This window comes from Nisaea sp. (genome assembly GCF_034670185.1).
Taxonomy (GTDB): domain Bacteria; phylum Pseudomonadota; class Alphaproteobacteria; order Thalassobaculales; family Thalassobaculaceae; genus Nisaea.
Genome location: NZ_JAXMNY010000001.1, coordinates 1,107,597 through 1,127,770 on the forward strand (window position 1 = coordinate 1,107,597; position 20,174 = coordinate 1,127,770).

A 20,174-nucleotide genomic window follows, 5' to 3' on the forward strand; every position below is an offset into this window, starting at 1 on the left:
GATGAAGCGCGTTTCCATTGCAGTCTTCGCAGCGGTTCTTTCCGCATGCTCATCTTTCCCGGAAGCCGGGACGGGCGGGTTCGCGGAACACCGTGCGACGCTGTCTCCAAATCTGGCCTGGGACCCCGGCGGCTGGAATTCCGAAGCCGGGCCAGAGCCGCACCATTGGTGGACCGGCTGGCGTTTGACCGCGCTGCACGACGAAGGCTGGGTGACATATCAGATCAACCGCCTCGATTGTGCCGATATTCATCTCGACTCCCTGCGCAAGGCGGGTGGCCAGGACCACTTTCCGGCTCTGATCTGGAAAGCGGAACGCGATCGCCGGCGGGCGATGCGTGGTCTCTCCGCCGGTCTCGAATGGGATGCTGAAAAAGAAATTGCCGCCTACGAGGCGGACTTGAGCGAGCTGGCGGAACGTCTTTCGAACAAGACCGGCGCGCAGAAACGGACATTGTCATGCGAGCATTCAGGTTGACCCGAGGAGCCCTGCAGATCGTTTTCGCGGCGCTTCTCTTCGTTGCTCTTTCGGCAACAGCCGAAGCCGAAGGCCTGCTTGGTCCCGGCGACGTGCTGAGCCTGAGCCTGCCCGGGGAAGAAGGCGTCACAGGCGCCTTCCCACTCGATGACCAGGGCCGCGTCATGCTGCCCGAGATTGGCCATGTCAATTTGATGGGGCTGTCGGTAGAGAAGGCAAAAGCGAAACTGTCCGAGGCGCTGTCTAAGGTTTACCGGAATACCGAGAGTTTCGATGCCACGCTCAAGGAACACAGAAAACTGGTCACAGTCCTGGGCTATGTGCGTCAGCCGGGTACGGTCGACCTTTCCGGCGATGCGGGTGTCCAGGAGGCGGTCACGGCAGCTGGTGGGCTCGTCCCTGGTGCCCAGCTCGACCGGATGCAGCTCCGCCGTGACGGTCGCAACGAGACGTTCAATTTCAAGAAATACCTCGATACCGGAGATACGACACTGATCCCGGCGCTACGGACCATGGACACGGTTTTTGTCCCTGCTTCGCCGCTTACCGGCAATGTGCAGGTTGAGTTCGATGCGCGCACGCTTACAGAAGGCGGCGACGCGGCAGAGAACAAGACGGGGGTCAAGATTTTCGGCGAAGTCCGCTCGCCCGGCGCATATGGCTACGCTGACGGGCAAAGCGTGGTCGATCTGATCATGCGGGCAGGGGGGGTGACCCGCTATGCCGCCGTGGAACAGATCCGGGTGATCACGAACGGAGAACCGCAGCCTTTCAATCTCAAGCTTTACCTTGATACCGGTGATACCTCCACGATCCCTTCGGTCGGGCCGGGTTCGACCATCTTCGTGCCAATTGAAACCGTTGGAGTGAAGAAAGGCTCGCGCATCGTCTACGTCATGGGCGAGGTGTTCAAGCCGGGCGCATTCGAAGTGCAGGACGAGACCTCATTCCTCGATGTGCTTGCGAATTCCGGTGGTCCGACGCGCTTTGCCGACACCAAGCGGGTACGCATCCTGCGGAAAAACGGGACGGCAGAACCATTTGATCTGGCAATGTATTCCGAAGTCGGTGGCTCTGGCGTTACGCTACCGCAATTGTTCCCGGGCGACTCCATCTTTGTGCCTGAGAAACTGGACCTGAACGAAAAGTCTTGGCTGAAGGTAGCTCCTTCTCGTGCCGTCCATGTGATGGGCCAGGTTGCCAAGCCGGGACGCTTCGAGTGGTCCGACGAGATGACGTTCATGGATCTTCTGGCGCATGCCGGGGGGCCGACCCCGCGCGCTGATATCGGGGCCATCCAGATCACGATGCCGTCGGACGACGGAACCGTCCGAAGCGTCCGCTTCGATCTCGATAAATATCTCAAGAACGGCGGCAAACTATCCGATGTACCGACGATCATGGCCGGCTACACGATTATGGTGCCGGAACTTCCCTGGGATCCGAAGGACAACAAGAGCCAGTGGATGCGGCAGCCTGCCGAACGCTCGCTCTATGTTTTCGGAGCCGTCAAGGCGCCGGGGCGCTATGCCTTCGATCCGTCCCTGAATCTGCTGGATATTCTTTCAGCCGCCGACGGACCGACCCCGAGTGCTGATCTGCACAGCATACGGATCAATCATCGCGGAGAGGAGAAGACCCGGGTTTCCACTGTCGATCTCGAGCTCTATTTCCGAACCGGGGATGAAATGCTGCTGCCTGGCATCAAGCCTGGTGACGCGGTTTTTGTCCCTGAGCGCGGCCGTGAGTGGATCGACAAGTCCAAGGAACGCACGGTTCGGGTCCTAGGCTCGGTCGGTAAGCCTGGCCGCTACGTATTCAGTGACGAGATGACAATTCTCGATCTGCTGGCCGAGGCCGGTGGGCCGACGGGGACCGCTCTTCAGGACAAGATCCTTGTCGTTAATCTTTCCTGCTGCCGCGATCAGGCCAGGACCTTCGATTTGATCGATTTCGCAAAGAGCGGCGATGTCCGCATGCTTCCCTTGGTTCGTCCGGGCGACACCGTTTACGTGCCCGATAAGTCGCAGGACAACTGGACCCGCTTCACGGGCTTCGTGAAGGATGCAGGTCAATTGCTCGCCTTGTTCGCCCTTGCCGGCGTGCTCTGAGAAGGACGGAAAATGATCCCCGCCAATTACACTGAAATAGATACGCTCTACAGGCATATCGTCTCCCGCAATGTGCGCCGCTTCGCCGTCGCTTCGGTCAGCCCGGGCGAGGGTGCCACCACGCTGGCCTACAGTCTCGCACGGCGTGCAAGCCGCGCCGGAAAACGGGTCCTGCTGATCGATCTGAATGTTTACAAGCCGTCTCTTGGCGCGTTGCTTGGGGTGGAACGGGTAGAATGGAACCCGAACATCGAGGACCTGACGGACAAGATCGTCAATTTCGGCAGCGACGGCATGTCGGTATTACCGGCACCACTGGATGAGCCTCTTTCTCCGGCCTTCCGGGAGACCGGTTCACTGGAGCGCATGCTGGACCGGCTTGAGGAGAGTTACGACCTGATCGTCCTGGACATCGCGCCGCTGTTGCTGAGCAATGCGCGAAATGTGCCGCCTTTCACCGTCTCCCGTGCGGCCAGGACCGTACTCCTCGCGGTGATGATGCGGGTAACCAGGCAGGCCAATCTTGAGCGTGCGACGGCCTTGCTCGCCGATGAAGGCATATCCATCCTCGGTGTTGCCGCCAGCGACCGGGATAATCCATCTCTCGGGGCGGAACTTGAGCGCGAGGCTATGCGGCTGAACCCTGTCTTTCCTGCCGGCGCCAATTGGCTGGCACGTCAAATTCGCAAAGTGGGATTCCTTTATGAACGACCCTAGTAAGCGGCACTGGCGGGAGCCGGCTGCCCGGCGCCTTGCGCTTCAAGCTCCTCCCAGGTGACACGTTTCCTGTAGATCGTGGACGGGCTGATGTCGAGCAGGCGCGCGGCTTTCTGAATGTTACCGTCGCAAATCGTGATCGCGTTCTCGATCGTGTCCCGTTCCATAATCCATAGCGGCCGAATGTCAGCCGGACTGGCAATCGGCGCGGGTCCACCGACTGCCGGCGCGCTGGAATGTGTTTCATGTTGAAAGCGCGGTGCTGTCCTCGGATCGAAACGGTCCAGTGGCGGCGGCAGCATTTCCCGTGTGACCGTGTCGCCGTCATTCAGCACGACCATGTTACGGATCACGTTCTGCAACTGCCGCACATTACCGGGCCACTCAAAGCCGAGAATAATCTGCGCGACATCGTCCGAGAAACGTTCGAAGTTTTTGCCTTCTTCCTTGCTCATCGTCTGGAGGAAGTTCTTGGCAATTTCCAAGCCGTCGCCGCCCCGCGCCCGCAGAGGCGGGAGCTGCAGGGGGATAACGTGCAGACGGTAGTAAAGATCCTCGCGGAAACGACCTGCCTGCACTTCCTCCCAAGGGTCCCGGTTGGTTGCACAAACAAAGCGCACATCAACGGAAACGGTGTTTGATCCCCCAACCTTCTGGAAGGTCCCTGTCTGGATGAAGCGAAGAAGTTTTACCTGAAGTTCGAAATCCATTTCGCAGATTTCGTCCAGGAATAGGGTGCCCTTGTCCGACCGGGCGGCGGCTCCTTCGCGGTCAGTCGTCGCTCCGGTGAAGGCACCTTTGACATGCCCGAAAATCTCGGACTCCATGAGGTCCCGCGGAATGGCACCGCAGTTCAGGGCCACGAAGGGAGCGTTCTTGCGTGATCCCTGGCGGTGCAGGGCTTCAGCGGTAAGCTCCTTGCCGGTCCCGCTTTCTCCCGTGATGAAAACCGTTGCCTTGGATGTGGCTCCCGCCTCGATTGTCTTGTAGACCGCCTGCATGGCGGTTGAGGAGCCGATAAAGCCGTGAAATCTGTCCTGCGCGAAGGTTTCGCGCAATGTGGTGACATCTTCGAGGAGGCGTTGTGTCTCTAGACCGTTGCGCACGCTGACGACAAATCGTGTCTTGTTCGGTGGCTTGACGATGAAATCGCGGGCCCCGGCCTTCATGGCTTCGACAGCGACATTCAGCGAGCCCTGACCGGTGATCACGATCGGGTAGACGGGGATTTCCTTTTCCGAGATCTCCCGGATCAGATCCATGCCATCTCCGTCGGGAAGCCCCAGGTCGACAAGCGCGACGCTGGGAGGTGTCCGGTTAACGAACTCCATTGCCTTGGCGAGACTATCCGTCACGTGGCAAGAGATGCCTTCTTCCGCAAGCCAGCTTTCCAGCATCCGGCTGATCGAGGGACTGTCCTCGACAATCAGGGCTTCAACGGTTTCAGGCATTGGCAATGTCCCCTCAATTCGCTTTTAGTTCCAGTATCGAGATCCCGCCGATCTGTTCAAGCAATCGTCTGGGTTGGCCGCCGGCACCGGTTATCTCAAATGAATTAGATGCACTCTTCGCATGTTCGCGCAATCGTACGACGAACCCAACTCCCGCACTGTCCATAAATTCAGTGCGGTTGAGATCAAGAACGATCCCGCCGGCAGCGTCCGTATATCTGGCGATAATTTGCTGGTCGAGATGAAACGCGGTCTCCGCATCGAGCGCACCGGCAACCTCAACCCGAAGAATTCCCTCAACAATCTCAATATTGAGCAAGTGCCCGGTCATTGACTGTCCGATCCGTTTTGTTGGAAGGGTGAAAGATGCATCACTCTTGTCTTTGCGTTATCTGGCAACGGCAAGAAAAGTCGATCTGTCATCCTGATCCTGTTCGCGGCCGTGTCCGGCTTTGTCCGCGATCTCGTTGAGCTTTGTGAGCGTGGCGCTATCCGGAGGCGGCAGCCCTCCGAGCGCGCTCAGCAGTGCATCTTCTGGGCGCTCGCGACACAGAGCCTCGCTGATACCGTCCGTAAACAGCAACAGGGCGTCGCCGCTTCCAAGTTGGAGTGTCTTCGTCTCGGGCAACTCGTTAGAGAGCCCTGGCAGGACCCCACTGATCGGTACCGGGCGCCACCCTGTGCCTTGCAGATAGACGAGTGGTCGGGGGTGCCCGGCGGAGGCAACGACTACCTTGCCGCTGTCGCTGAAGGTTGCAGCGACTGCTGTGACAATGGTCGAGGTCAATCGGGTATCCCGCGCCACATGGCTGGATAACCCCTGCAGTACGCGGGCGGGGTCTCGGGCCGTTTCGTCGAGCGACATGATCGACTGGACGTAGCCAGAATAGGCATGTGCGAACACTTTTGCCGGAATGCCGTGCCCCATCACATCGAGCAATACGACTGTAAGGAAATCGTCGCCGCTGACGTGAACCATGAAGTCTCCGCCACCCGCCGATGCTGCTATCTCCTCCGCGAAAAAATGGAAGCGGCCGAGTTCAGCGGGCGTGCTGGAACGCAGTGAGTTGGTAACACTCGCCTCGAATGCAGCGGCTGCCGATTGCCTAATCCGGGAAGATCGCTTCAGAACCCGGTCGACGGTTCGAACCAGCTTTCCCTTCGATGTGGGTTTTTCCACGAAGTCGTCGATGTCCAGGTCGTTTGCTTCGTCGTGGATCTTCTCATCAATGACTCCGGTCAGGAAGATGAACGGAATTAGAGCGGTTGCGGGGTCGAAACGGAGCGACTCACGAAGCTCAAGGCCGTTCAAGTCAGGCATATCGATATCGGAGATGATCAGGTCCGGATGTTCGCTGTTGATATGGTCGAGCGCTTCACTGCCTTTGTTGAACGGGTGAACCTCGTAAAGGTCTCCGAGGAAAGCCTCGATCAACTTGAGGCCGACCGGGTCGTCGTCGATTGCGACAATCGTTTTCCGCTCGGAAGCAGGCAGCGGCTCGCGAACGACAAGCTCATTGTGGCTTTCGGATGACAGATAGGCAACAGAACTGGTGAGGCTGAAAATGAGGTTGAGGCCCATGCCGCATTCCATCATTGCCAGGTCACCGAGGCTCCGAGCCGTTTCGCGGGCAGTCTCAAACCCGGTAAAATAGGGGCCATTGTCACTGACGCTGATGATGAGATTGCCGTCCTCGGTCTCGACAGAAACACAAATTTCAGTCGGTAGCGGTTTTGCGTGCCGGACAATATTCGTGAAGGCTTCCACCAGAACGAGAATCAGGTCGTTGATCCGGTTTCCGGAGAGACTGCTGCTCTCCAACACTGGCGCGATGTCTTCCCGCAGACGACGGGTTTCAACAAGTTCCGGACCGTATGTCTTGGAAAATGTCAACATGATCCAGTTCCAGTTACTGTGAGTGTCGCTGCAGTTCTGTCCCTGTTATCAAGCACTTCCTTGATGGTGGAATGCAGTTCCTGCTTGGCCAGCGGTTTGGTCAGGACCTGGTCCATGCCGGCATCCCTGCAAGATGCCAGTGCAGATTCGAATGCGTGAGCTGTCACACCGATCACCGGAATATCGCTAACCCGCCGGATCTGCTGTGTTGCTTCGACACCATCCATTTCCGGCATCGAGACATCCATAAGGACAAGGTCGAAGGTGTTGGTTAGCGCCTCGTCCACGGCCAGTTTTCCATTTTCCACGACAACGATATCCGTCGCAAAGTCTTTCAGAAAGGCACGCATGACCAACTGGTTCGTCTTGCAATCTTCAGCAAGCAGGATCCTGAGTGGCCCTGACCGCTTATCCTCAAACAGACGGGCCGGTTCGGTCCTGACGAGAACGGGCGGGAACGGTGCGAGGAGCTCTCTCATAAGGGTTGTGGGGTGGATCGGATAGCGCAGGAACCGTGTACGGCTGTCGAAAGCCTCCGTTACATCGTCGAGCATGTGTTCCGCATGGAGGACTTGCAGGTGTCTGTGCGGACTGATTGCGGTTGAGGCATTGAGAGGACTGTCGTTTATCAAGATCACATCCGTTTCGCCATCTGTCTGCGGGCTGGACGAGTCCCCAATGACGACATTCATGCCGAAGCCCTTGATCTGGGTGCTTAACGCATCCGCAATCGCACGATCGGAAAGGTCAATGAGCACCCTGGACGTGCTGGGACCGGCTTGTTTTCCCCACGGTTCGCTTGAGAGTACTTCAAACGGAATGTCGAACCAGAAACAGCTACCTTTACCGACAGCGCTTTCGAAGTCGACGACACCCCCCATTTTTTCCGCGAGAACTTTGGATATGGCGAGGCCAAGGCCGGTTCCGCCAAAGCGGCGTGCGTAGCTGGAGTCAATCTGCTTGAACGCTCGGAACAGATCGCCATGATTCTCTACCGGAATGCCGATCCCCGTGTCGGCGACGGAGAAGCGAACCAGGCAGCGATCGTCGCTTTGGCTCAGACAGTCGATCGAAAGTGCAACGTTGCCGTGTTCGGTGAACTTGATCGCGTTGCTTACAAAATTGTTCAGGATCTGGCGGAGGCGGTCCGAATCACCAGCGACCGATTTCGGCAGATTTGGATCGAGTGTCAGTGTAAGGCTCAGTGCGGATTTGTCCGCCAACGGTGTCATCAGATCGAGCACGTTTTCCGACAGCTCGGCCAGTGACAGCGCTTCCTTCCGGAGAACCATTTCGTTTGCCTCGATCTTCGAAGCATCAAGAACATCATCAATGACGGTACGCAGGGAGACGGCCGAACTAAGCGCTGTCTTTACGTAGTGCCGACCGGCCTGGGAGAGGGGTTCATCGATGATGATCTGCAATATGCCCAAGACACCGTTTAGTGGCGTTCTGATTTCGTGACTCATCATGGAAAGGAAACGGGACTGTGCTTCCAGATTGCGGATCGCGGTGTTCTTCGCGTTCTCCGTTTCGATTTCCCAGCGTTTGCGGTCCGTCACGTCGGCGAGTTTGACGATCATGGTGCCGTTCGTGGCGCGGCGGGTTTCGATCCGAACCCAGGTTTCGTCGTCCATGATGAATTCAAAACCGGTGCCGTCGGCGCGTCGTAGAGCATCCATGATCCTGTTTACGGGACGACCGGCAGGATCAAGCAGCGCGTTGTTAGTGAAACCTGTCTCAAGAGAGGTTTCAAAGAAATCTCCTGTCGGCGCGCTCCCGGAGAACCGTTTCATGAAGAATCTGAAGATAGTATTCGCGGAAACACACCGGCCTACACTGTCAATGACAGCGAACCCTTCGGCCATGGATTCGATGGCGTCAGTTACGCGTTCGCGAGCCGCATTCGCAGCCTCTTCAGCCGTTGTCGCTGCCAGCGTTGCCTTGTTCGCCTGCCGGTTTGAAAGAACCAGGCTGACGGTAAAGGCCGTGCCACAGAGGAACAGACCAACCAGGGAGACCATGATGTCATGGATCGCGGATTGGCGATCGCGGATATAGTTGACGAACCGAACTTGCTCGCCATGCATGATTCCCGCGGTCAGTTCCTGCGATAGCCTGGTGATGCTTTGGCCGGTGTCCAGGATGCTCCTGACCGCTTCCGGCCGCGGCTGGGGTTTGAAACCATCATCGGCGATGATGCTGTCAATTTCCTCGATCTGGGACTGAATATTGTCGACTACCGGCTTCATGCCGCTTGCGTTCACAAGCTTGGCAAGATCCCCCTTGCGGAAGACCTGGACCCGGCTCCAAAGAATGTCGAAACGCGTGGATGTTTCCTTGGGAGATGCGTTCTGGCCATTGTTTGTAAGATCGTAAAGGCTCTCACGGAAGCGGCCGAGTTCGAACTGTAATTGAGCTCCCGCCCAGACCGCATTTTCGGAAAGTCGCGATTCAAGCGTCTCATCGACGGTAGTGACGTGCTTGAAGCCAAAACCAAGGCTAACGGTGAACGCCAGGACGATGAGTGCGAGAATGGACTTGCGAAGCGATGCGGTCATGGGACTGGAACCTCTGCGAATGCGGAATTATTCAACAACAATCCGGTTGAGCTGCCAGATCCATTTCTCGTTGTATTCAGCGCTCTGCAGCTCGTTGTGTTGGTCGCGCGGATAAACGATCCAGATCGGTCCTTTTTCCCGAACGGACATTTCCTCGCCGTTCATCAGCAGCGCGAGAATGGCGTCATACTTTTCGAAATCCGATGTCGGGATGGTGATCGCGTAGTCATTGAGCGCGATCGCGCGCAGATTAGACCCATCCGCCTGAACGAATTTCAGAACGTCGCGGATCAGCGGGCCCTGGAATATCTGGACACCGTCGGTCCAGGCCGTTGTGGTGCGGATTTCCCTCTGCGGCAGAGTCATAAGCATCGCCCTGTCGAACGTTGCCTTACTGCCTTCATTCATGACGGCGATCTTGCCCGACACTTCCAAAATGACGTCATTCTGCGGGCGTTGCATTTCGCCATACGTCGATGTCGCAAACAGCGACACCACTCCGGCGAACAAGGCAATGAGAGAGCGGCGAGCGATCATTGGGATCTCCTTCTGAATTGATCTACTCACCACCGGACGCAAACTTCGTTCCGTCTTCGCTTTATCCATAAAATTACGTTGAATCAGTTTGTTAGCATTTTCTGTGTGAGTTGTGAAAAGCGATTCCGTTGCAGAATGCAACGGCTCCGGTCGTTGCAATTTGCGAAACGGCTCAGCGTATTCCCTTGGTTTTCAGAGGCTTCGGTTTTGGCATGTCGGTTGCGTAGGAGGGGTATCTCAATGTTCGGAGTACTCCCATGCAATATCTCGTCACGGGCGGATGCGGCTTCATCGGGTCCCATCTCGTCGATAAACTTCTTGCCGATGGCCATTCGGTTCTGGTTCTGGACGATCTTTCTACCGGTTCTCTCGACAATCTTAATCCCGAGGCGGAATTTGTCCGTGGTTGCATCACCGACCAGGCCGCTGTTGACGCGGCCATGCGTAATGTTGACGGGGTATTTCATCTGGCCGCTATCGCTTCGGTCGCCCGTTCCAACGAAGAATGGAGCTGGACCCACAAGGTCAACCTAACGGGCTTTGTCCATGTCGCCGACGCGGCGCGCGCCCGCAAATGTCCCGTTGTCTATGCTTCTTCAGCCGCGATCTATGGAGACAATTGCGCTTTGCCGCTGAGCGAGACGGATGAGCCGCGGCCTATGACGGCTTACGGAGCAGACAAGCTGGGCTGCGAGTTGCACGGTCGGGTGGGTGCCCTTATTCACGGCATTCCGACGACGGGATTGCGGTTTTTCAACGTTTATGGCCCGCGTCAGGATCCCAAATCTCCCTATAGCGGGGTGATCTCGATCTTTGCCGACCGGGTCATGCGTGGGGAGCCGCTGAAGGTCTTCGGCGACGGGCACCAGACCCGTGATTTTGTTTATGTGGGCGACGTGGTGCGCTGTCTTGACGCCGCAATGCAGACCCCAGTTCGGGGCGCCCGTGTCTTCAACGTGTGCACCGGGCGAGCGACGTCGATCCGCGAGCTTGCGCATCTCGTCATGATGGCCGCCGGCCGTGAAGTTGCCGTGCGCTATCTTGAAGCCCGCGCAGGAGATATCCATGCCTCAATCGGCGATCCAAGGAGACTCAGGTCAGCTTTCGGGTTCAAACCGGAGACTTCGGTTGGGACCGGCCTGATGCAGCTGTTGTCATCGTTGGGTGTAGGAGAGAAAGCCGCCTGACCTGGGGAATTCTTCCGAACAGGGAAAGCCGGCCTCAGCGAGTGAGGCCGGCTTTTTTTGCGGCTGGTTATTCAAATGATGTATCAGGCGGCCGCCAGGCGGTAGACAGCCTCCAGGCGCTGAACAAGACGATCCGCGGAGCATTCATGCCGGACATACTCCCAGCATTGCTCGCCAATAGTATCCCGTTCCGCGTCTTCGAGATGGGACCAGGTGCGGATAGCATCGCGCAATGCGCCTGTATCTTCTGGTGGTGCACACCAGCCGCGTCCCGCATCTGTCAATTGACGCAATGCTCCAACATCGAAAGCGGCAACCGGAACACCCTGCGCCATGGCCTCGAGCGCAGCCATGGGCAGACCTTCGGCACGGGACGGCATCACCAGCAGGCCGATGCCGGGCCAACGGCGATCAAGGTCCTCTACCGCTCCGTGAAACGTCACGTTTGCAGGCGCAATGGCTTCAAGCGAGCCGCTCATGGCCCCGTCGCCATAGATGCTGAAGGTCAGGTCCGGCAGGCCGCGCGCAATCTCGCAGAGTAGATCGGGGCCTTTTTCATGCGAAAGCCGTCCGATGAAGGCAATCTCGCGACCACGCCGTGGCGGGCAATTCCCGGGAACCCGGACACCGTTCGGAACCACCTCAGCGCCGCCAAATATCCTGGCGGCGATATCCTGGTTCACCGCGACAGCTTTACCGAGCGGCGCACTCAGCCTGTCGAGCAGGGTGTAGAGCCGGACTTTGCCGGTACCCGTATCACCATTGTGAAAGGTCGAGACCAGAGGTGTTCCAGTACGCCGGCAGGCGATGCGGCCAAAGATGTTGGCCTTGTACCCATGGGTGTGAACCAGTGCCGGTTGCTCATCCGCGATGACAGTCACGAGATCCTTGATGGACCCGGAGAGACAGCGCCAGGGAATGCCCGCCCGGTCCAGCCGGTCTCGCAATGGATGCGCGCCATGATCGGCCAGGAAAACAACCTTGGTCTGTCTGCCTGCCTCTCGTTGCGCCTGAGCCAGCCCCAGGACATGGGTTTCAATCCCGCCAATGGCGCTTGAATCAAGCAGCTGCCATGTCGGACGACTGATTTGGCGTGTTTCCATGCCATAGCTCCTCATAGTCGATCATCATGCGATCGAGCGAATAATGTTCCATGACGAAATCTCGTGGGTTCGAGACCTGAATTCGGGCGAGGGACCCGTATATGGCATCGACCACGGCGGCAGGCTCGGCCTTGGCGGCGACGAAACCGGAACCGGGATCCATGGCGTCGAGTACCCCCCCGACATTTGTTGCGATCACCGGGATGCCGCAAGCCTGTGCTTCAAGCAAGGAGAGGGGCAGGCCTTCTGCCCTCGAACTCAGGCAGAAGCGATCCAGGGCCCGATAGAAATCTTCCATGGCATCGACCCTGCCAAGAAAATGTATCCTCCCGGCCATGCCGTTGGCGTCCACGCGCCGTATCAGGGATTCCCGTTCGGAGCCGTCTCCGGCAATCGCCAGATGCAACTCGGGAAATTCGGTCATCGCGTCGATTAGGATATCGACGCCTTTTACATGTTCGAGGCGCGCGGCGATGCCGAACATGGGAACGTCCAGCGGCAGGTTGAGGCTGGCGCGTGCGATACGGCTGTTTCCGGGGGTGAAGCGATTGGTATCGACACCGTTCGGAATCACCGTGATGTTCTCGAACCCGAGATGGAGGTTCATCTGTCCGGCGACATTCGGCGCATCTGCCACGAGCAGGTGTCGGAAGGCCCGCATGGCAGTCCTGACGATAAAACGCCGCCGCCTCGCGTCGAGATGCCAGGCGTCATGCTCGGTGTGAATGAGTTTGGCTATTCCGGCAAGACGCGCTGCGGCTCCGCCATATATCAGGGGGCCGACATGATGAGTGTGCACCACGTCGGCGCCAATCGCCGTCAGAGTGCGAGCGAGAGAGACAGCAAGGCGGGGCACAAGACCTGGCGGCTTCTCCATGAACAGAATCCGATCCGAGAATTCTCTGAGCCGCGGCCAGGCATTGATGGATTCTTCTCGTGTTCCCTCAAGGGAGATGATGGTACTCCGGCTTCGGCTCCGGCGCGTCAGATCAAGAACCAGACATTCGAGACCGCCTGGGCGCAGGTGCTGGACGATTTGGACGACATGATCGCTCATGCTTTTGCCTCCTGTCTGAAGAACCGCATAAGGCGGCTTCTGCGATTGGTGTGCTGAGTGGGGCCATAGCCGGCGACCCGAGGCAGCCGGGTCAGAACCTTTAATCCGGGGATGCGTTCCACATGGTCGACGGTGCGAATAGTCGTGTCCGAAATGTCGACGACCACGGCGAGACCCACTCCAAGGGCGAAACCGGCGACAAGGCCCATCACGGTGTAAAATACGGTCGGGAGGCCGGTGCGGGCCTTGGGGACCAATGGGGGGTTAACGACCTTCACGGTTTCCGAGGAATCGAAGCGGCCGAGAGATCCTGTTACCTGTGCCATTTCAAATCGCTCGGCGAGTTGCGCCACGATCTTCCGGAGAACGGTCACATCGCGCTGCAGGCTCGTCAGGGTCTGTTCGACCATGCCGAAGGCATTGACCCTCTCGCGCAGGACGACTTCTTCTTCACCGAGGGTCTCTATTTCTTTTCCGAGCCGCTCGATCTGATCTTTCGCTTCCTGCAATCGCTCCAACTGAGAAACAACGAGTCCCTGTCCCTCGGCAACTCCAGACGAAATCATGTTCCAGAGACGATCAGGATCGTTGTTCAGAAGGGTGCGGCCAAGCGCGACTCTTTCACTGCGCTCATGTTCGAGCTGACCGACTTGCCGGAGCATTGCCTTGACCATGCTATGCTGGTCCGTATAGCGAGACCTCAAGATCGACAGTTCCGTGCGCGCGACGACGAGCGCCTTATCCAGCTGGCCTACGACGGGATCGGTCTCCACAAGCTTCATCTTGATCGACGCGAAACTCGCGCGGTCGCCCGCGAGCTGGCTCGTTTTGTCAGAGAGAAAGCGCCTGACTTCAGCGAGGCGATCAACGTTGCGGATGTGCAGTTCGGGGAGGGAATCGGCATGTTCCGATTTGAAGTCGGCGAGCTGTCGTTCCAGTGTTTCCAGTTCCAACCGTTTGGATTGCAACTGTTCCCGCAAGAATTCTTCCGAGCCGTCGACGGCTGTCTGGCCCGGGGCCAATAGTCTGGTGATGAATTGGTGGCTGACCTCGGTCAGGAGCTTGTCCATGCCCTTTGCCACATTTGAGCGGTAGGTAATCTCGACTACTTCGCCGCCGGTCAGGCGAAACATCAGGTTACTGTTGAGCCTTCCAGTCAGCATCTCAACCTCGCTCATCGGGGTGTCCTTGTTGATCCAACCGAGATTCCAGAGCACTTCCTGAAGCGATTTCCGGATCCGGAGCTGCTCCACAAGAGCGTCCATGCGATCCTTCAATCGCGTCGATATTGCGAGATCCTGCAGAAACGGGTTGTGACTGGTCGGCTCCTGAATGAGCAGCGTTGTTTTCGCCGTGAAATAGCGCGGCGTCACAATGCCAATGGCGGTACCGACAAGGGGCATCAACAGGATTGGGACGACGATGAGATAGCGTCGTTGCCAGGCCGCAGAAGCGATCCTGAGAATGATGTCCCGCAGTGACAGGATCGAGATCATTTGCAGCCCGGAACGGAGGTGTCGACCGCCCTGGACGCGACCTGGCGCCGCAGTTCCTCAAGCGTGATATCGTCGGACAGGTCAGATCCCGCACCCGCCACGAAATCGGTTCCGGACATACCATGCGGGAGACCGGCCGTTTCGGCTGCCGGCGGCATGAATTCTCCACGTACCCGGGCCAGCATGCCCTCGACGGAAAGAGGGTCGGACGGGACGATATCCCGGTCGGTTTTCATGAGTGCCAGATCTGCCGGTGCGATCAGATCGAATGGCGACTGAGCACAGGCGCCAGTGGCCAGCACGGCCAGCAACGCAAAGGCTTTCGCGGCGTTACGGAACTTCTGCATTGGAACCTCCTCGTCCGGCTTATGCCGAATGCAAACTGAGATAACTCAGTCCGAGAACCGCAGGTTCCGTGCCAATGCTGTAATGCTTTCTCGAAGGTGGAATAAATCCATGTGACTCAGGTGCTTATCCTTCATCCAGTCGCCGGAGATACGGTCATGTATCACCTTGCGAAGTGCGACAGCCGTTGCATTTCGCGACGCTTCCTGGTCGAGCCACAGAAGCCAGCGCAAATCGATAATGCCGTCCGCCATATCCAGCAAACCGCGGTCGATATCGGGGACACGCGGGCATTCGTCCGGCGTCGGATAGAGCCACTGGACGTCAGCTTCGCGACCATCGGTCGGATCGAACGGATCCGCGGTGGGCATCCGGGCGTGCCATTGCAGGTAGCCGTCGAGATCGTTGCGCCAGAGGAAGGTGCCGGCAGCCAAACGGGTCTGGCCGACATTGTAGATCATGGTTCTGGTTCCGTTATCCCTGAGCGCATCGATCGAGTCCTGATCGAGCCCGTATCCTGAATTAATCAGGGCAAGGTCGAACAGGGGGGCGACCTCCTGATCGCGCTCTGCATTGAAATGGCCTGCTATACGAGCCGTCGGTGCCGCCTTGCGGATTTCCCCGATCCAGGCCCGGAGTTTTTCCAGGTCGTGACCGTCATTGGAAACTTCATCCGCGGCCGACCAGTAGATAGTCTCCCCTCTACCGGTGAGATCGGTTTCCGCCTGCAGCAACTGGTCGGTCCAGTTTTTCGTGCCCTGGAGACGTTTCAGGGGCGTGTAGCCGAGTAGGGGAGTCGAAAAACCGGCGAGCCTGACAGTCTGGATATCCCGCATCATCGTCTCAAGCGTTTCTACGGTCTTTGGTGCGGTCATGGGAGGTGCGACGCCAGTCAGGCCGAGAGACTTCAGCGTGGAGAGATCGCAAAGCCGGGCTTCGGTTGAGGACGTCTTGAACCAGCGGTGCAGCGGCAAGTCTTCAAGATAGATGCCTATGGTCTTGTTTGTTTCGGGAAGCGTGACATCGAGCACCTCCACGGAGATCGGCAAAGCTTGGCCAGCAACGGTGATGCTGCCTTTGTAAAGGCCCGGAGGAGTTGCTTTCGGCACTGGAACAAGCACCGTGTAGCGCCTCGGCAGACCTGGAAGGATGGAAAGGTTAGCCGCATCTCCGCGCAGGTGACGGTCATCGGCGACGAGCAGGGTCGATGCCGTTTCCGGTCTGGTCAGGCGCCAGTGCCCTGCGAATAGCGTTCCCGGCAGAAATGTGCCGAGGCGCTCGGGTGCTGCGAGAGACGTGGCCGGATCGATGATTTCACGCGGTGAGCGCACGGTGATTTCGAATCGTGCATGCGTTCCAGGCGCGGAAATGACTGTTCCGCCCCCGGTAATCTGGAGCGTTTCCGGCGCAGCTTCGGTCATTAAGTCGATCTTCTTGAAACGCCAGGTTTCGTCGAACCGCTTCCGGCGCTCGGCCTCGATGTTTTTGAGAGTGTGCGCATCACCGACAGATGTAAGAACAAGGCCGGACAGGAAAGTGGACGAAAGGTCCGAGCCGGCTAATTCGATGCTGATCTCACCGTCTTGGCTTTCGACCACATGCGTCACTTTTCCGCCGCGCCGTCCGCCGAAACCGTCCCAGGCGGTCGTGCCCGGATGCCATTCGTGCGCGCGTCCCTCCAGATAGACCTGACGTCGCCAGTCGGCATGCGTCATCCGGCGGTAGAATGCGGTCTCGCCATTGATCCGGATACGCCGTTCGAGGGCATGTGGCAGGTATTCCCACTCGCCCACATCTTCGGTCCAGAGGGTAACTTGCCAGATGCCGGGACGATGCTTGAGAACCAGTCGTTCTATGCCCTCGACACCGTCGGCGATCAGTGCGTCTCCGCCCGGGCGGTCCCGGGTGCGCAGATTTCGTCCGATCAGCATCGGGTCGCCGGGTGCGACCTTGGTAAATCCTGGAAAGATGGCCCCGTCTTCGGGTCCGAAATCGAGGGCGATCACATCGCTTCCCGGCGCGTGAACCCGTTCTGGGATTTCGACCGTCGCATGCTCGACGGAGACACGTTGATCGGAAGGAGACGCGAACAGCTTGGCCAGTGTCAGTGTCTGCCGGTCGAGCGGACGTCGGCGCGGTGTTTTCAACGAAGCAATGGGGACACGAAAGGTGAACAATCCGGGCGGCACTTTGCGCTCCAGATTAACCCGGCTCCAGTAGTCGGCCGATTGCGCATCGTCGATCCGCAGTACGATGACCGCCGGCACCTCGTGGCCGTTCTTGCCGGACACCACGATCTCGGCGTCGTTGGGCGCCGAAGCCAGCGCGTTAATCGGCAGCTCGTAGCCTGTTGGGCCGGCATTGCTTTGGAACCAGACGCCACCTGACAGGAGCGCCGCGATCACCAAGGCAAGAATGAGACTTCTCACGCCGCAATCCCTTCAAGCGCAGAAAGTGCCTGATCCGCCCGGGCTCGCCAGGTCTCTGCCGCCACGAGCTGTTTCCGGGCGGCCCGCGCCGCGGGACTGTTATCGATCCGGTCGAGAGCGGCGCTGAAATCGGTCGTGTCGGAGACGACAGAAACGGCATCTCTATAAGGGGCGAGACTGCGGAAATCGGTGCTGATCACCGAAGTTCCGCTGGCTAGGTACTCGCGCAGTTTCAGAGGATTGCAGGCCCGGATCTGTGGCGTATCCAAGAAAGGCAGCAGGGCGGCATCCACATGCTGGACATAGCTGGGCAGGGTATGGTGAGGACGCGGGCCAAGCAGATGGATATTGGGGATGGATGAAAGCCGTCCCAGGGAGATGTCTGCCTTGCCAATCAGGACAAAAGACCAGTCAGGCCGTGCTTCGGCCGTCCGCGCTATCAGATCCTGATCGAGCCAATCCGAAATGCTGCCGTAAAACAGGGCCGTCTTTCCGTCGGGCAGGTCGGCAGGTCGGTCCGCCGGGCAGTCGAAAAGATCGAAATCGACGCCGTGCGGCAAGGCCGAGACCCGGGAGCCCTCGAATTTTTTCTCAAGTGCCTCATTGGTCACGAAGACGATGTCGGATTTTTGCGCGAGCCTCTTCTCCATCCGGCTGACCGGCGTATGGTCGACACCGACAAGTCCGGAGAAATCATCGCAGCAATAGTAAGCAACGGCTGCTTCTCCCAGAGTTCCGACAACGTCGACGGCGGTCGGCAGCGAGGCCCAGAGAATCGGTCTTTCGAGTCCTTGCTGTTGCAGCGCGGCCCGGATCTGGGCACCGAGACTGGCACGGTTGATGGCCGACGCGAGCGGGTTCCCGGGCCAGGAAACGGCGCGGGGATGGATGACAGTGAGGTTCGCCGGCGTGTCATGTGTTTCGGGAGCCGCTGCCGGTTGCTGGTTGCGGCGTCCCATAGACCGAAGCTTGCGCATGACGCGGGCTGCGTCGCTGGCATTCAAACGCGGTCGCCGAAGGCCGATTGAGTTGACCCAGATGACCGGGCGATCAGCGGCAAAGCGTTTGGCAAGGTGCTGACTGCTGCTGGGAAGGCCTCCCCAGTCTTCTCCGAACATGACAAGCGGTCGTTTCATCTCACGCTGCCTCCGATTGATCGTCACGGGCTAAAGTTGCGATGCTGTCTAGAGCGGACAGCGTGCCGGCCGCCCTGAGCTGATCGAGACCGGCCGCCCAGTTGGTAAAGGAGTTGCGGCTTTTCCCTGTGATGCCAGTCCAGTCGGCGACATGTCCGGCCAGCAGCGATACGTCTGTGCCTTTCGCCCAGGACGCGTAATCGGTGAGGGGTGCGCCTGATTTCCCGTAACGTGCCGATACACCGAACCGCGCTGCCAGCCCCGGCCAGCGCTCGGCGAGGCTCAGGCCTTCCGACAGGGGACGACCGGTCTTGTCCCAATCGATCGCGGCAAGCTCCGGAGACAGTCGGCGGATGGCCCAGCGATGGAAGCCGCCAGCCATACGACGATGAACCGGCAAACCGGACATCGCCGTTACGACATCGCGGTCGAGGAACGGGTGGAAGCGGGGATGAACATTGTCCAGAAGCTGTTGCCCCGCGATGACGAAACGTGGAACACGAAGGCGTAAATAGGCAAGATCGAGCCCACTGGCGAGCGTGTCCGTCCGGTCCAGCAGGCAAGAGACTTCCTGCTCCAGGCGGGCCAGGGCCTCTTGACCCTCGGCCATTCCGGATGCGGCAAGTGCCTCCAGACGCCCGCCGGACATATGTTCCATCACATACCGGAGCGCTCGCGGTGCGAAATGTTTGCGTGCGAGTGGCGAGCCGAGCAGCTCAAGTCCCGGGGCGCCGCGGTCGTAATAGAAGCAGCGATAGGTTTCCGAGCCAGTGCCGGTGATCAACGGCCGTCCGGCGATCTCGTGGAGCGCATCGGCGGCAAGGAGACTGTGGGCGTGGTTGACAGCCACTTCTCCAGCGCCCGCCCAGCCAACTCTGGAGGCTTGACTGGCAATCTGCTCCGCCTCGATGTCAGCTTCGAAATGCCAGCATTCCGCGGCGCCGGCAAGGTGGAGAGCGATGCGGCGGTCGGAGCTTTTCCGGGCGCCGTAGCAGAAGGTGTCGGGCTGATGACCGGCGGCGAGGGCGCAGGCCAGCAGAAGGCGGGAATCCAGCCCGCCAGACAGAGGGATCATGGCCTCGGGAGAGGCACGGAGGCAGCGGTCGACGGCGCCAACCAGCGCATCCAATGCCTGTTGCGGGCTGCTGTCCGGCGCACCTAGTGTCGGAATTGTCTCGCTAAGCTGCTCGGGTGCATGGACGGGTTTCAGACAGACCACTGCGCCTGGGCGGCACTGGTAGATAGCCGGGAATACCGTCCGATTGCCGAGGAGCTGGCCGAGGCCAAGCAGTTCGGTCGCGGCGGCGGGATCGCCGCCGTTTGCGAGTTCGGGACGGTTTTGGAGGATCGTCGCGGTCGCGCTCGCCGCACCGATTTCCTTGTCGGACCGGAATAGCGAGATGGGGTAGAGGCCAAGAACGTCCGTCGCGGCAATGATCCTGCCCCGGAGCTTATCGAGCAGAACGGCACTGATGCCCCAGAGTTCAGGGGCGCGACCGTCACTCAGGGCTGTCAGGAGCGAGGATTCATCAACAGGCGTGCCCGGATCTCCCCAGGCAATCAGCAGGCCCGAAGGCAGATCAAAGCGGTGTATTTCGGTTACACGGTTGGCGGAGAAGGCAACCGTGGAAACGTTCCCGTTTTTCAGAGTGGCGAAGAATTCGGCCAT

16 protein-coding genes are annotated in these 20,174 nt (G+C 58.9%); 4 read left to right on the forward strand and 12 right to left on the reverse strand.

Going from position 1 to position 20,174, the window contains the following annotated elements; all coding sequences use genetic code 11:
- The first annotated feature begins 1 nt into the window (after nt 1).
- The 3 genes from VOI22_RS05255 to VOI22_RS05265 are packed head-to-tail and all read left to right on the forward strand — an operon-like array spanning nt 2 to nt 3,306.
- Entirely contained in the window at nt 2-478 is a 477-nt protein-coding gene (locus VOI22_RS05255) for a hypothetical protein (protein WP_323795509.1), read from the forward strand.
- Complete coding sequence (locus VOI22_RS05260; RefSeq protein ID WP_323795510.1) at nt 460-2,589, forward strand: SLBB domain-containing protein; 2,130 nt, start codon at nt 460-462, stop codon at nt 2,587-2,589. The genes VOI22_RS05255 and VOI22_RS05260 overlap by 19 nt, the downstream gene beginning before the upstream one ends.
- Nucleotides 2,590-2,601: 12 nt before the next feature.
- On the forward strand, nt 2,602-3,306 hold the full coding sequence (locus VOI22_RS05265) for an AAA family ATPase (RefSeq protein ID WP_323795511.1): 705 nt from the start codon (nt 2,602-2,604) through the stop codon (nt 3,304-3,306).
- Here VOI22_RS05265 and VOI22_RS05270 read toward each other — a convergent pair.
- The 5 genes from VOI22_RS05270 to VOI22_RS05290 are packed head-to-tail and all read right to left on the reverse strand — an operon-like array spanning nt 3,303 to nt 9,893.
- The gene (locus tag VOI22_RS05270) at nt 3,303-4,757 is read right to left on the reverse strand and encodes a sigma-54 dependent transcriptional regulator (protein WP_323795512.1); all 1,455 of its coding nucleotides are present in this window, start codon (nt 4,755-4,757) and stop codon (nt 3,303-3,305) included. The genes VOI22_RS05265 and VOI22_RS05270 overlap by 4 nt on opposite strands.
- Before the next feature lie 13 nt (nt 4,758-4,770).
- A complete protein-coding gene (locus VOI22_RS05275) occupies nt 4,771-5,088 on the reverse strand; it encodes an STAS domain-containing protein (protein ID WP_323795513.1) in 318 nt (105 codons plus the stop codon).
- Between the two features lie 57 nt (nt 5,089-5,145).
- Nucleotides 5,146-6,654, reverse strand: a complete 1,509-nt coding sequence (locus VOI22_RS05280) for a SpoIIE family protein phosphatase (RefSeq protein WP_323795514.1) — start codon at nt 6,652-6,654, stop codon at nt 5,146-5,148.
- A complete protein-coding gene (locus VOI22_RS05285; RefSeq protein WP_323795515.1) occupies nt 6,648-9,215 on the reverse strand; it encodes an ATP-binding protein in 2,568 nt (855 codons plus the stop codon). Before VOI22_RS05285 ends, VOI22_RS05280 begins: the two co-directional genes overlap by 7 nt.
- Nucleotides 9,216-9,242: 27 nt before the next feature.
- Complete coding sequence (locus tag VOI22_RS05290; protein ID WP_323795516.1) at nt 9,243-9,893, reverse strand: oxidoreductase; 651 nt, start codon at nt 9,891-9,893, stop codon at nt 9,243-9,245.
- A 116-nt stretch (nt 9,894-10,009) separates the two neighbouring features.
- Here VOI22_RS05290 and VOI22_RS05295 point away from each other — a divergent pair, with 116 nt between their 5' ends.
- Nucleotides 10,010-10,939 (forward strand): NAD-dependent epimerase/dehydratase family protein, encoded by a 930-nt coding sequence (locus VOI22_RS05295; RefSeq protein WP_323795517.1) that lies wholly within the window; start codon nt 10,010-10,012, stop codon nt 10,937-10,939.
- An 83-nt stretch (nt 10,940-11,022) separates the two neighbouring features.
- On the opposite strand, the gene VOI22_RS05300 is transcribed toward VOI22_RS05295, so the two are convergent.
- From VOI22_RS05300 to VOI22_RS05330, 7 genes are read right to left on the reverse strand one after another with little or no spacing between them, the layout of a single operon-like run.
- The gene (locus VOI22_RS05300) at nt 11,023-12,042 is read right to left on the reverse strand and encodes a glycosyltransferase family 4 protein (protein WP_323795518.1); all 1,020 of its coding nucleotides are present in this window, start codon (nt 12,040-12,042) and stop codon (nt 11,023-11,025) included.
- Nucleotides 11,999-13,099: a glycosyltransferase gene (locus tag VOI22_RS05305; RefSeq protein WP_323795519.1), complete on the reverse strand. Its 1,101-nt coding sequence runs from the start codon at nt 13,097-13,099 to the stop codon at nt 11,999-12,001. Before VOI22_RS05305 ends, VOI22_RS05300 begins: the two co-directional genes overlap by 44 nt.
- On the reverse strand, nt 13,096-14,595 hold the full coding sequence (locus tag VOI22_RS05310) for a hypothetical protein (protein ID WP_323795520.1): 1,500 nt from the start codon (nt 14,593-14,595) through the stop codon (nt 13,096-13,098). The genes VOI22_RS05305 and VOI22_RS05310 overlap by 4 nt, the downstream gene beginning before the upstream one ends.
- On the reverse strand, nt 14,592-14,942 hold the full coding sequence (locus VOI22_RS05315) for a hypothetical protein (RefSeq protein WP_323795521.1): 351 nt from the start codon (nt 14,940-14,942) through the stop codon (nt 14,592-14,594). The genes VOI22_RS05310 and VOI22_RS05315 overlap by 4 nt, the downstream gene beginning before the upstream one ends.
- 45 nt (nt 14,943-14,987) lie before the next feature.
- Nucleotides 14,988-17,369 carry a hypothetical protein gene (locus tag VOI22_RS05320; RefSeq protein WP_323795522.1) on the reverse strand — a complete coding sequence of 794 codons (2,382 nt, stop codon included), beginning with the start codon at nt 17,367-17,369 and terminating at the stop codon, nt 14,988-14,990.
- Complete coding sequence (locus VOI22_RS05325) at nt 17,366-18,505, reverse strand: glycosyltransferase (protein ID WP_323795523.1); 1,140 nt, start codon at nt 18,503-18,505, stop codon at nt 17,366-17,368. Before VOI22_RS05325 ends, VOI22_RS05320 begins: the two co-directional genes overlap by 4 nt.
- Before the next feature lies 1 nt (nt 18,506).
- On the reverse strand, nt 18,507-20,174 hold the full coding sequence (locus VOI22_RS05330; RefSeq protein ID WP_323795524.1) for an asparagine synthase-related protein: 1,668 nt from the start codon (nt 20,172-20,174) through the stop codon (nt 18,507-18,509).